General features: G+C 64.9%; 14 protein-coding genes. 3 read left to right on the top strand and 11 right to left on the bottom strand.

Annotation, left to right across the window (positions count from 1 at the left end; all coding sequences use genetic code 11):
* Positions 1-2 precede the first annotated feature (2 nt).
* Genes HNQ08_RS23295 through HNQ08_RS23335 form a run of 9 tightly spaced genes read right to left on the bottom strand, consistent with a single transcriptional unit; the run spans position 3 to position 7,574 of the window.
* Positions 3-968, bottom strand: coding sequence for a P-loop NTPase family protein (locus tag HNQ08_RS23295; RefSeq protein WP_184137395.1), 966 nt, complete (start codon positions 966-968; stop codon positions 3-5).
* Positions 965-1,147, bottom strand: coding sequence for a hypothetical protein (locus tag HNQ08_RS23300; RefSeq protein WP_184137397.1), 183 nt, complete (start codon positions 1,145-1,147; stop codon positions 965-967). Before HNQ08_RS23300 ends, HNQ08_RS23295 begins: the two co-directional genes overlap by 4 nt.
* On the bottom strand, positions 1,135-1,440 hold the full coding sequence (locus tag HNQ08_RS23305) for a hypothetical protein (RefSeq protein ID WP_184137399.1): 306 nt from the start codon (positions 1,438-1,440) through the stop codon (positions 1,135-1,137). The genes HNQ08_RS23300 and HNQ08_RS23305 overlap by 13 nt, the downstream gene beginning before the upstream one ends.
* Positions 1,437-1,919, bottom strand: a complete 483-nt coding sequence (locus HNQ08_RS23310) for a phospholipase D-like domain-containing protein (RefSeq protein WP_184137401.1) — start codon at positions 1,917-1,919, stop codon at positions 1,437-1,439. The genes HNQ08_RS23305 and HNQ08_RS23310 overlap by 4 nt, the downstream gene beginning before the upstream one ends.
* The gene (locus tag HNQ08_RS23315; protein WP_184137402.1) at positions 1,916-3,223 is read right to left on the bottom strand and encodes a hypothetical protein; all 1,308 of its coding nucleotides are present in this window, start codon (positions 3,221-3,223) and stop codon (positions 1,916-1,918) included. The genes HNQ08_RS23310 and HNQ08_RS23315 overlap by 4 nt, the downstream gene beginning before the upstream one ends.
* The gene (locus HNQ08_RS23320; protein WP_184137404.1) at positions 3,220-4,242 is read right to left on the bottom strand and encodes a hypothetical protein; all 1,023 of its coding nucleotides are present in this window, start codon (positions 4,240-4,242) and stop codon (positions 3,220-3,222) included. The genes HNQ08_RS23315 and HNQ08_RS23320 overlap by 4 nt, the downstream gene beginning before the upstream one ends.
* Positions 4,239-6,782 carry a helicase HerA domain-containing protein gene (locus tag HNQ08_RS23325; RefSeq protein WP_189366258.1) on the bottom strand — a complete coding sequence of 848 codons (2,544 nt, stop codon included), beginning with the start codon at positions 6,780-6,782 and terminating at the stop codon, positions 4,239-4,241. The genes HNQ08_RS23320 and HNQ08_RS23325 overlap by 4 nt, the downstream gene beginning before the upstream one ends.
* Entirely contained in the window at positions 6,751-7,218 is a 468-nt protein-coding gene (locus tag HNQ08_RS23330; RefSeq protein WP_184137408.1) for a hypothetical protein, read from the bottom strand. Before HNQ08_RS23330 ends, HNQ08_RS23325 begins: the two co-directional genes overlap by 32 nt.
* Before the next feature lie 14 nt (positions 7,219-7,232).
* Positions 7,233-7,574, bottom strand: coding sequence for a hypothetical protein (locus HNQ08_RS23335; RefSeq protein ID WP_184137410.1), 342 nt, complete (start codon positions 7,572-7,574; stop codon positions 7,233-7,235).
* 93 nt (positions 7,575-7,667) lie between these two features.
* On the opposite strand from HNQ08_RS23335, the gene HNQ08_RS23340 reads away from it, so the two are divergent.
* Complete coding sequence (locus HNQ08_RS23340; protein WP_184137412.1) at positions 7,668-9,656, top strand: TraB/TrbI/VirB10 family type IV secretion system protein; 1,989 nt, start codon at positions 7,668-7,670, stop codon at positions 9,654-9,656.
* Positions 9,653-9,946 carry a hypothetical protein gene (locus tag HNQ08_RS23345; protein ID WP_184137414.1) on the top strand — a complete coding sequence of 98 codons (294 nt, stop codon included), beginning with the start codon at positions 9,653-9,655 and terminating at the stop codon, positions 9,944-9,946. The genes HNQ08_RS23340 and HNQ08_RS23345 overlap by 4 nt, the downstream gene beginning before the upstream one ends.
* Positions 9,947-10,081: 135 nt before the next feature.
* Here the strand turns inward: HNQ08_RS23345 and HNQ08_RS23350 are convergent, their stop codons facing one another.
* The gene (locus tag HNQ08_RS23350) at positions 10,082-10,318 is read right to left on the bottom strand and encodes a helix-turn-helix domain-containing protein (RefSeq protein ID WP_184137416.1); all 237 of its coding nucleotides are present in this window, start codon (positions 10,316-10,318) and stop codon (positions 10,082-10,084) included.
* A gap of 178 nt (positions 10,319-10,496) precedes the next feature.
* Complete coding sequence (locus HNQ08_RS23355) at positions 10,497-10,841, bottom strand: hypothetical protein (RefSeq protein WP_184137418.1); 345 nt, start codon at positions 10,839-10,841, stop codon at positions 10,497-10,499.
* Positions 10,842-11,236: 395 nt separating this feature from the next.
* Between HNQ08_RS23355 and HNQ08_RS28020 the strand changes: the two genes are divergently transcribed.
* The coding region (locus tag HNQ08_RS28020) for a helix-turn-helix domain-containing protein (RefSeq protein ID WP_184137420.1) at positions 11,237-11,410 on the top strand (174 nt) is incomplete at its 3' end.

Raw genomic sequence — 11,410 nt, forward strand, 5'->3', positions numbered from 1 at the left:
CGTCACACGGCCTCGCTCACGGCCCTGACCGCCCCCGACGGCGTGGCTCCGCCCTCCACTTTGGCGTAAAACCGTGCCAGGGCTTCCAGCGGACAGCCCGCCTTCACGGCCCTGACCGCCTGTGCCAGATCGTAGAGCTCATAGTGCCCCAGTTCGGGAATCATCAAGGCCCACCTGAACACCGGCTCCGGGTGAAACAGCGGTTGGAGGGGGCCATTTTGAATAATCTTGACCAGATCGCCCCCGTGGGTGGTGGCCGTGAAGACCGCTTTGACGCTGAGCGAACGGATCGCCGCGGCCTCAACTTCGGTCTGGACCTCATCAATGACCACGACGTGGGCGCTGTTGTTGGCGATGACTTCCAGCATGACCTCATGCTGCCGGGCTTTGATGGGAACGAAGTAACGGTCCGCTTCCCCGATGCCGGGATGCGGCACGCGCCCGTCCCCGGCCACCTCGTTGGAGGTGTCCACGATGGTCACGTTGGCGTCGTACTTCTCGGCAATGATGCGCGCCACATCGCGCAGCACCGTGCTTTTGCCCTTGCCCGCGAGGCCGCAGATCAGCATGGACGGACTCCCGTGCAGGTAGGGCCGCAGCACGTCGGCCACGCCCCCGTAAAACCGCGCAATTCGCAGGTTGAAGCCGTCCGTTCCCTGACCGTCGGCGCTGGGAATGCGGCTGATCCGGTGGCCGGTGCCGTCAATCCCGGCGCGGTTATCGTCCCGGAGACCATCGAAATTGGAGCGAAACTCCGTCAGGTGAAGCTGGGTCACCACCAGATCGTCGTAGCGCTGCCACTGACCGTGGTGCTTGATCTTCAAAGGTCTTCCGAAGCGCAGTTTCGCCTCCTCGGCTTCATGGATCACCGGGCGCAATTTGGCCCCAATATCCGTGGGCAGGATGTCCAGCAGGCGGTCATAATCGGCCTGAACCCGCTCCAGCACCGGATCCCCTGGCACGCTCACGGCTCCTCAGTCGGCGGCGGAGCGGCGTCCTGATCCTGGGCAGGTTTCCCATCGACATACTCGCTCAGCAACTCGATCTGGGTGACCTCCCCCGCCTCGATGCGGCGCAGCGTCACCGTCCGGCGCACCAGGGTTCGCCCAGGCTCCAGCGTCAACTCGCCTAGGCTCAGGTTCTGCATGGGCGCTCCTCCTGGGGCAGGGCAGGCACGGGGTCCAACCACTCTTCGAGCAGTTCGTTCGTTCGGCGCTGCTCGGCGCGCGAGGTCAGCAGCAGCCGCAGGTGGGCGGTGTACATCAGGCTCAGGATCAGCACCACCAGTCCCTTGGCATCGAAGAACGCCAGGCTCAGCGCGGCGAGATTGAGCAGCAGCAGGCCCACGGTATAGGCGCTGGTAGGCCAAAGAGAGCGGCCCCTCTCGGCGGCGACATGCTCAGGCGTCCGTTTAGCGTCGTTCAACAGGGGGAGGGTCATGGGGTCACCTTATTGAGCCGTTCATAGGCTTCAACCTGAGTCAGCACATGGGCGGATGGGATGGCGCGCTCGAACCATTTCAGGGAGGTGTTGATCTCCTGGGGAGACATAGCCACGACGCTGGCATTCACGTCTTTGCCCAGGGCGGGGCCGGTCCACCCCCCGTTGTCCACGATCACCACGCCGCCGAGCGAGGGAATTTGTGCCTCGTAAACGGGAACCCCGGCCAGCGCCAGGGACAGCATAAAACTCTTGGGCTGGAAGTTGTAAAAGGGGACGGACAAGATTCGCACGCTCACTTTGCGAATGGGATCGAGCCGCGCCCGTCTCAGGGACTCGGCCAGTTCCTGGTCGTAAATGCTGGGGGCATACACGATCACCCGGAACTGGGCCTTATCAATGGCGTCGATCAGCGTGCCGTAGCCCGACGCCCCAGCCAGGCTGGCACTGGCAAGGCTCAGGGTCAGCAGCGCTTTCACTGGGTCACCCGACCCTTGATGGCGTTCCCCAGGTTGGTGGCCGCGCCGCCCAGGACATTGGTGATCAAGGCAGCGGTGGCAAAAATAGCCAGGATGGCAAACAGGTAGAACACCGCCCCCCAGAAAATCTGGATCACCGCCGAGCCGATGGTTTTGAGCAGGTCGCTCACCACGCCGGTCAGGATGTCCAGCCCTGGCATCACCGCCCCCTTCACCGCCGCGTACAGCGACTTGAGCATGCCCTGGTTGGAATCGCTGACGCAGGACACGTTGGGATCGGCCTCCTGCCTGGCCTTGCACTCCGAGACGCTGCGGTCCAGTTCGCGGTCAAAGGTTTCGCCCACGATGGACGATTGCAGCCCCGCCGTCCTGACCGCCGTGTCGATCTTGTCGCTGTACACGGCGGCCATCCGCGCCGGCTCCACGAACACCTTGTCGATGCTCAGGTACGTGACCAGCGGCAGGATCATGGCGATGGCCCAGGCCGACAGGAAGCTGCCGACGATCATCCAGATCGGGCGGGTCTGCCCCCACAGCGTCAGCGCGGCGGCCACCGGGAACAGGTAGACCCCCACCAGCACCGCGATGCCGGAAATGTAGATGATCTGGGCGTAGGCCACCACCAGGCCCTGCATGAACAGCAACGAAAAGTTGAGCTTGGCGGCGATCCGGGACATGTAACCGCCCGCTTTTTTCGCCACGCCCTTGACGGCGCTGCCCACCGCCGCCTTGCCGGAGGCGGCCCCCACCGCGCGCAGTTCCGGCGCGGCCAGGGTGGTGGCGGTGACGGCCACCTTGCCCAGCAGGCCCACCATGATCTTGCTCGATTCGGCGAGTTTGGCGTCCATCGCGCCGGTGAACTTGGCGTTGGACCAGTGCAAGGCGTTGTTCCAGCTTTGAAGCGCGCCGTAGCTGACGCTCTTGTTGAGGGGATTGTTGAACGAGAGACTGAGCAGCACGGCCACCACCACCGCCTGCACCAGGACGCCCCGCTTGCCCACCGCATCGCCCGTGGTCAAAATGGCCCAGCCCCGGACGAAAAAGCCCACAGTCGCAATGATGGTGGCCAGCGACATCATCATGGCCGGCAGCCCGGCCCGTTTGGCCGCCACCGCCACCTCCATCAGTTTGGCTGCCGGATCGCCCAGGGTGTACTGCTGGTAGGACTCGAAGGTGCCCACCGTTCGGTCCACATACGCCTGAACCTGCTGGTGGGTCTGGGTGATCTCGGCCTCCACGTCGGTGGCCGCCCCGGCAAACGAGCAGACCCAGAGCAGCGCCATCAAAGCCAGCAGCGTCTTCACGGCGCGGCCCCTGCGAAATCGAGCGCCTCCCCCGTCTTGAACACCGACGCGGCATTGGCATACGCGCCGGTGATGTTCTGGCCGTTCTCGACGGCGGCGTCCATGTTCTCCTGCGCCAGCGCCTCCACCTCGCGGTTGAGCTGTTCTTCCTGAGACACCATCTCCTCCTCGCGCTGGTTGCGCTCCATCAGCAGGTGGGTGTTGGTCATCACCTGTTGCTGCACCACCTCGCTGAGCTGGTTGAGCAGCGCCACGCTCATGGTGGCGTCCTGCTTGAGCTGTTCCGCGCCCAGCCGCACCTGAATTTCAGCCACCTCACGGGCGCTCAGGGCCGTGGCCGCGTTGCCCGCGAGGCGGTCTGCCACCCCTACCCCCACCCCAGGAATCCCGATCACGCCCGTGGCATTGGACAGCGCGCCCGCCGTGTTCGCTTCCAGCGCTTCCTGCGCCTCGTCCTGGGTCTTCTTGGCCTTGAAGGACTTCTCCAGACCGTCTGCCGCGTCCATCGCGTCTTGCAGCCGGGCCAGGCGGTTGCTGAGCGCCAGATTGGGATTGCTGTGGATCGCAGTGGCCGCGATCCCGCCCGCCGTGTCCTTGGGAAAGGGTGTATTGACGTCTTGCCGGGCCTTCATGATGTCGTTCACCGCGCCGTACATGGCGCTGCGGAACCCGGTGTAGTTGCCCTGCAAGGCCTCATTCAGCCGCTCGGTGTAGGCGTTGAGTTGCCCCACCCCCAGATACTCGCCGAGCTGGCCGAGAAACTCGCCCGCGTACTGGCCCACCACATCCTTGGCAAAGCCCTGCCAGTCACCATTGATGATGTTATTGCTGATAAAGGCGTGCATGGACCGCAGCTGACACACCCATTTCAGGGTTTCGCCGGTGCTAACGCCCACACCGGCCACGTTGCCCACGGAACACGCCTGCTGGAGCAGCCCTCCCAGGTCATCCCACCCGGCCGCCTGGGCAGGGGCCGCCGCCGTCAGCAGCAGGGTCAGACCCAAGGCTCTGGCTGTCACCGGACCGCTCCGTAGAGGTCCTGGACCAGCTGGCGGACCCCTTCCATCGTGTCGCCGTGGTTCTTGGCGATGTAGGCGTCCTTTTTGGCCACCTCATCCTTGCCGCTGGCGAAGAGCCACAGTGCGAGCTTGCTCTCTTCTACCTGCACGATGTCGCCCACCCGCCCCTCGCCGCCCAGGTTGACCAGCAGGGCGAACTCGGCGTACTGGCCGGGCACGGCCCGGAGTTCGGGCAGTTTCTCCTTCATGACCGGCGGCAGGCTCAGGGCGTCCACCACGCCGGGGGTCCGCCCATCGCCCTCCACCACCTTCTTGGAATAGCCGCCGATGAACAGGTGGTTGAAGCTGTCCATCAGGCCGCCGAAATGCTGCGAGGCCTGCGCGTCTTGCGTGCCGATGCCCAGGCTGACCCCGAAACTCCGAAAGACCCGCAGCATGTCCTTGATGTCGCCCAGCTCGCGCGGACTCTGGATCTGGTTCTCGAATTCGTCGATAAAGAAGAATTTGGGCGTGGCCCGCGCGGAGTGCTTGGCCCGGTTCCACATCACGCTCTTGACGATGTGGTGGGCCACGCGGCGCATCAGCGTGTCGCTCTCCGGGATCCCAGAGGTGTTGAGGTAGATGCGCCGGGCATGGAGGTTGACGTTGGACTGACAGTCCACAAACGGCGCCACCGGACTTGAACCCAGGGCCTTTCTCAGGCGGATGCCCACGCTGCGTGCCGCCTCGATCACAACGGTCGGCATGTTCTTCCCACTGTCGGTGTAATTTTCGATGGTCCCCAGCATCGCCTCCAGATCGCTCAGCTGCGGCCAACGGCCCCGGTTCTTGAACTTGTGGTAGACCGCCATCGTCGCCTCGGTCATCGCCACGTCCTCGTAATCGGCCTCCTTGGGATCGCCTGGCTCGCTGACAAAGAGCCGGACGAACGAGAGAATGGCCGAGAGTTTCGTGCCGTCGGGTTCGGTTTCGCCCTCGCCCAGGTCGAAGATGTTGAGCTGATTGCCCGATCTGTAGCCGAAATCGATGATCTGGCTGTCCCGCAAGGTCTTAAAGAAGTAGCGAAAATCTTCCTTGGCATCGGTGACCACCAGGACAGCGTCGTCGTACTTGCTCAGGTGGGCGCTCAGCACGCTCAGCGCCAACACCGTCTTGCCTGACCCGGTGGGCGCAAAGACCGCCCAGTGCGCCGTCCTGGTCCGGGGTGTCCACAGATCAAACTTGATCAGCGACCTGTCGCGGCCCTGAAACGTGATGGCCCCCTCGTCAAACCCCTTCCACGGGGCCACCGGGGGAAACAGGTCAACAACGCTACTGGTGTACGGCTGAAACTGGAACTTGCTCAGGCCGCCCGCGAACGGCGCGAGGGCGCGGTACTGGGCGATGGACTGGTAACCGTAATCGATGGGGACGCCCGCGCGCAGCCGTGCCATGTTGCCGCGCGCCTGACGTTTCATGCGCTCCAGTTCCTGGGGGCTAGCCGCGATCAACACCACCGAGACGCCCGCCACGAAGCGGGACTCGTAGCCGTCGAGCTGCTGGGCGGCCTCCACCTCGGCGAGCAGGTTGGTGGCCTTGCCGTTGGGAACGACGCCGGGCGCTTTCACGCGCAGCCACAGGTCTCCCTTCTTCTTTTCCAGCTCGTTGGACACGTCGTAATCGTTCTCGCGGGTGGCCTGCACCACCACGTAGTACGTGCCGGTGAGGGTGTCGGTCAGCGCCGCGAGGTAGCCCGTCTCGGTGTATTCCGGCAGGCGGCCCAGCGAGATCACGGCCACGAAGCGGTCGCCCACGATGGGGCCGAAAGGCTCGCTGTTGTCCATCACGGTGGCGCCCACCTGGCGCAAAAAGGTCAGGTGGTCCGGCTGGCCCCGGCGCAGGCTGTGAAGTTCACGTTCCCCCTGCGGGATGAACTGCGGGGCCTGGGGCCAGCCGGGATTGAGCCAGTAAAAGCATTCCGCGTACACGTCCTGCCCGGTCATGGGCCGGGCCGCGAACCCGGCAGCACTGAGCTGGGCCACCGCCGCACTTTGAAGGCCCTGGGCCTGCTCGGCGGCGCGCGTCACCTCCCGGACGGCCGGGGTGGACCCCACATCGAAGCGCGCGTCGGCGGGGGGCGTCACCGTCACCGTCAGAAAGAAGCGCCAGTGGCTGACTTCACCGGCCAGGATTTTTTGCTCCAGCAGGGTGACGCGGGCCTCGGTCAGCTCGCGCAGCGCCGGATCGGTGCAGGTCTGGGCATAGCGCCGGGTGTCGGCCAGATCCTCGTCCAGCGCCCCCCGCAGGCTGGTGTAGGTCGTCAACGTCTCGCCGTCGGGAACGACCAGATCAAACACAGTCTTAAGGGTGCTTTGCCGCCGCAGCAGATCGTCCGCCGTGTAGTGGAGGTGGCTGGGCGGCTCGAAGTAGACGCCGTACAGCTGCCGCCCGTCTTGCAAGAACATGATGTGGTCATGCACGTCCCAGTACCCAAAGGCCCTGGCAATGGGCAGGCTTCCCACTGGCCCGCTAGCGGACTTTTTTCGCCTCTTTGCGAACACGGCGCTCCCTCCTTGTTGACCGGGGTGTTGGGCGCGGGGTTCGGACCAGACCGGCGGCCCGGCCGACGGCGTGGCCCACCTGCATCTCACGCGTCACCAGCAGCGGCACGGGCCGCTCGTCCACGTCGGGGTCCAGGCTGTCCAGGCCGCTGAACCACCAGTTGACAAAATGTTCCACCACACCCGGATAGGGCAGCAGCAGCCGCTTGACGCCAAAATTGATGAACCAGGCGGCCAGCAGCAGCGCCAGGCACAGCAGCAGTTTGGGAGCCGGACTGACAAACAGCTTGGCACTGAGCATGGTCGAGAAATAGAACACCGCGCCCAGCACGATGAGGTCCGAGAAATCGATGTACGAAATAAACCCGAAGCGGCCCTGGGTCATGTAACACCGGTGGCGCAGCGGGTTGGCTTCGCCCGTGGCCGCTTTAACCATGCGAGGTCATGGGCTTATGCCCCCGCCGGTGCCGCGCAGCCCGCGCCGAACAGGGCGGTGCTGATGGCCGCCGCCGACAGCACGATCACGGCCCCGATCACGCCGTTTTTGAAGTTGGTGAAGGCATTCATCTCCCCGGCCAACTTCCCCCAACCGAAGGTCAGCAGCAAAATGGCCCCGGCCACCGCCACCAGGGCGGGGCTGGAGAGGATGCCCACGATCCAGCAGCCAATGTTCCTGAAGACGCCGACGGGATCGCTGCCGACGTTGGCCGCTCCGGGGGCGGCCCACGCGCTTCCCATCACCGTCAACACCAGCGTCATGAACGCGGCCTTCTGGATGTTCCGTTTCTCCATACTGTTTCCTCCTGTGGATGACCGTTCACGCCTGGCGGTGTTCGGCCTGTGGATATTAACATAAATATTCATAATCTTTGCTAGGGTGTGGGGATGGACAACCAGCCCTCTGCGGACCCCCACGGCGTTGCTGCGGTCACCCCGTCTCCAGCTCCTGAATCCACAGCCAGCGGGGAGCCGCAGGGAGTGTCCTGGCAGGCCCTCAAAGACCGTTTTCTGGAGGGCGTCCAGGCCGAAGGGTTTGCCGGGGTGCCGGAACCGGACCGCCAGGAGTTCGCGCCGTTTCTGGCCAAGCTCAACGCCAGGAATCCGGCGCTGGCCCGAGAGCTGGTCCAGGAGACCCGGCGCCTGCGGCGTGGCCTGGAGCTGCCGTCCTCGGCCGCCGCCCGCCGCCGGGAGCGCAGCCGCGACACCCGGCGCGTGCTGCTGATGCGGCAGACCCCTGACGGCCGCTGGGTGCTGGACAAACAGAAAGCGCCGGTCTACGGCATGCTGGGCCTGCTGGCCCTGGGCGGCCTGCTGACCGCCATCTATGCGCTGCCGAAACTCGACGGGAAATCTGCCCTCGTTGCCACCCCAGCGGCCCCCAACACCTCGCCGGACGTGTCCCCCGCACCCGTCACGGACTCCGCCAGCCGAGAGGCGCTGGAGCGTTCGCGTGAGCAGCTCCGCCAGGTGCGTGCCAACAAGACGGTGGCTGCTCCCCTCTCCCCGGCGGCCAAGAGCCCTTTGGCCACCACCCCGGCCAGGCCCAAGGCGCTAACCACCACTCAGAACCCGCCTCCCCCGCCTACCGTGCCGGTGGCCCCCGCGAGGTCCGCCGACTTTCAACCGGTGGCCGATACAGCCCGCACGACCTCTGGTTTTCAGCCTCAACGCGGGGCGACTTCCCCCAGCACTGTGGCCCCCCAAAGCTTGTCGTATGCGCCCTCCTCTGCGGCGCCAGGAGTGCTGCCTTTTGGGGCCGATTCGGTGGTTGCTGCGCGGCCCCCTGAAGCGGTGCCAAGCGACACTCCACCCTCGAGCAGGCCGGCGCCCCCCGTGACCACGCCCCGCCTGAGCGCTCCAACAGCCCAGAAGCCTCCGGCATCTCCCAGTCCGGCCGGGACGACTGCACCTGCCCCGGTCACCCCGACACCCCCTCCAGTGGTCCTCAAGGCGCCCGCGCCTGCCCTTCCCCCACCGCTGAACATTGCTGGCAGTGACCCCCCGGCAGCCCCCGCTCCGGCTCTACCGGACAGCGCCGAGGCGACCACGCCCTTCGGGGGCGACTTCGGCCCACCGCCCAGCGTGGTCTCGGAGGCGGCTGCCCCTCAAGACCCTCCAGGCACCACGGTCACTGGGTCCGCCGCCTCCAGCCCCACGGCCTTCGCTCGCGGCATGGTCTATGAGCGCAAACCCCAGGCGGGGCCGGCAGATCAGCCCACCTCCGCTGCAACCCCACCGCCCACCTCCACGTCAACGGGAACGGAAACCCCCTTCGGTTCGGACGCCGTCAACCCTCCCTCAAAGATCGGGGCAACCGGGCCGTTCACGCCGTTGCAACAGATTCCGGCCACCCTGCTGACTGGCATTCGCACGCCCAATGGCGGGTCCGTGCCGGTGGTGGCCGTGACTGCTGAGGGTGGCTCCTTCGTGGGGGTGGCGACGGTCAATGCCGCTCTTGCGCGGGTGGACATTCTGTTTCGGCGCTACATCGCGCCGGACGGGAACATCCATCAGGTTGACGCGCTGGCTTACGCCCGTGACGGCAATGGGTTGACCCAGGGGATTCCCGCCGCCGTCGAAGTCTTCGCCCCCACCCTGGCCCTGGACGCAGCGCAGAACAGCGCCAACGCGCTCAACACCTACGTTCAGAACGCTGCTGCCGCTGCGCTCAAGGGGGGAAGCGGCACCACCATCAACCTTGGCGACGGCAACACCCTGAGCGGCCCCTCGGCGGCCTCGCTGGCCCAGACCCTGCTCGGCGGCCTCGGCGCGACGTTCAAGATGCCGGAGAACACCCAGAGCATCCTCCGGGTGGCGTCGGTGAAATCGACGGCCCCCATGATCGTCATTGCCGGTCTGGGCGGTGGGCAATGACGCTGGGCCTGGTTCAGATGGGTCTGGTGGGCCTGTGGTTGCTGGCCGCCATCGTGACCGGGGTGGCGGCAATTATGGGGTTTGCCCGCACCGGACGCGCTCTGGGTTCTCTCATCATTGCTTCAGTAGCGCTGACTGGATCGTTTCTATCCTTTCTTTGGCCCAAACTCGGTGATTGGGATTTCTACGCGGCTTTTGGGCTGTACCCGGCCCTGGTGGTGGCCGCCACCGCCCTGGTGCTGCCGTTGGCGGGCCGCCTGCTGCTCAAGCGAACTTCAAATGTGGACTGATCCGAACCACGGCAGCGCTCATTTCTATTCCATTCGAGTTCATTCGAGCGGCTCGGCATGCGTGGGTTCTGGGCCTGGACGTACAGAGCGGCCTGCAAGGCCAAGCTGAGGACCGCTCATGTCAACCAAGAATGCTTACAGCTTCGGCGCAACCCGGTACTGTCCACCATGCACACCCGCTGGAGCCTTTTCGACGACAACGAAACCCGCATCGATCAGACCAGACAGCGCATTGGACCATGTGCGGGAGCTGCCGCCCAGGTCCGCCGCCAGACTGCGCGCGGAATGCTCGCCGGGATTGCTGTGAATGTGCAGCCACACCAGCTTTTCGGAGACGCTGGAGCTGTGCAGGCTTACGGGTAATCGTTTCACGGGAAGACCTCCGATGCTCAAGCTGGGTGGGGCTGAGGCGCGGGCGCGGGCGGGAGCTGAGGGCGGTAAAGCCTGAGCCTGCTGGTCTCCACGCCCCAGCCCCTGTTGCTGCCTGGCCCATTCATCACGGTTCTTTTGAAGTGGCCCACCCTCTGACTGGATGGGCCACCCTGCCGGGCTAGGCGCTGATCGGGTGAGCGGGCGTGACTGGACCCGCTGGGGGCTTCTGAGTACAGGCGGCCTGAATCACAACCGCCAGACGGTCAGCGACAGCCTGGAGCATTTGATTGGGGTCATGACACCCGCTCATCATCACATCCAACATGACATAGCCCAGATAGAGTCCTAAAGCCTCGGAAGCGCCCTCCCGGCGTCTGAGTTCGGGGGTGGGCATTCCGTCGTGAAACAGGAGGCCATGTGGGTGAGCCTGGGTGATCCCCAGCAGCGCGACATAGTGTGCAATGGCGTCGTCCAGCTCCAAGGCGAAAAAGTCGTCGGATATCCCAAACTTTGCTATGGTCATCTTGACCTCCCAGGTCACGTAGGGGGTTCCCGTGAGAAGTTGCCCCCTACAAGACATAGTGTAGCATTTTATGCTTACTATGTCAAGCGTTTAAGCCCGCCCAGCGCGGGTTTTTCGCTTTTCGATTAGGATAAGGTGTGGGCGGTCGTGGCCTCGCCTGCACCCCTCCTTTTGCTGATCACTGGTCGGACAGGTCTGGCCCTTATCGCTCCTGGCCCCCTCCTCCTGCTTCTGCCGGGGCCAGAGGGGGTAGACGGAGCGTTGCTCTGGGCGGCTGCGGGAGGCGTTTCATCAGCCCGCTGGGTTGCCGCCCAGAGCGCCCTTAGCTCCGGCTCAGGGGGATGCTTCCCCCTCCTATTGATCACGGCGTAAGTGTGGGCTGGTAAGCTGAAGGTGTGGTCGAATGGCATCCTTCCAAATACTCCCGTGCTCAGCTGGAAGAACGTCGGCTGGCCGCGACGCCATGGCTTCAAAAGGGCAAGCATTCACAGCAGGAGATTGCCCAGCACTTCGGGGTTTCGGTGCACACCGTCAGCAACTGGAAGAAGCGCCTGAAACGCACCGGCAGT

Source organism: Deinococcus humi (genome assembly GCF_014201875.1).
Lineage (GTDB): Bacteria > Deinococcota > Deinococci > Deinococcales > Deinococcaceae > Deinococcus > Deinococcus humi.

Bases quoted from the DNA above. Each gene is read 5' to 3' on its own strand.
- HNQ08_RS23300 (WP_184137397.1), bottom strand. From the start codon at position 1,147: ATGCAGAACCTGAGCCTAGGCGAGTTGACGCTGGAGCCTGGGCGAACC.
- HNQ08_RS23305 (WP_184137399.1), bottom strand. From the start codon at position 1,440: ATGACCCTCCCCCTGTTGAACGACGCTAAACGGACGCCTGAGCATGTC.
- HNQ08_RS23330 (WP_184137408.1), bottom strand. From the start codon at position 7,218: ATGGTTAAAGCGGCCACGGGCGAAGCCAACCCGCTGCGCCACCGGTGT.
- HNQ08_RS23335 (WP_184137410.1), bottom strand. From the start codon at position 7,574: ATGGAGAAACGGAACATCCAGAAGGCCGCGTTCATGACGCTGGTGTTG.
- HNQ08_RS23340 (WP_184137412.1), top strand. From the start codon at position 7,668: ATGGACAACCAGCCCTCTGCGGACCCCCACGGCGTTGCTGCGGTCACC.
- HNQ08_RS23345 (WP_184137414.1), top strand. From the start codon at position 9,653: ATGACGCTGGGCCTGGTTCAGATGGGTCTGGTGGGCCTGTGGTTGCTG.
- HNQ08_RS23355 (WP_184137418.1), bottom strand. From the start codon at position 10,841: ATGACCATAGCAAAGTTTGGGATATCCGACGACTTTTTCGCCTTGGAG.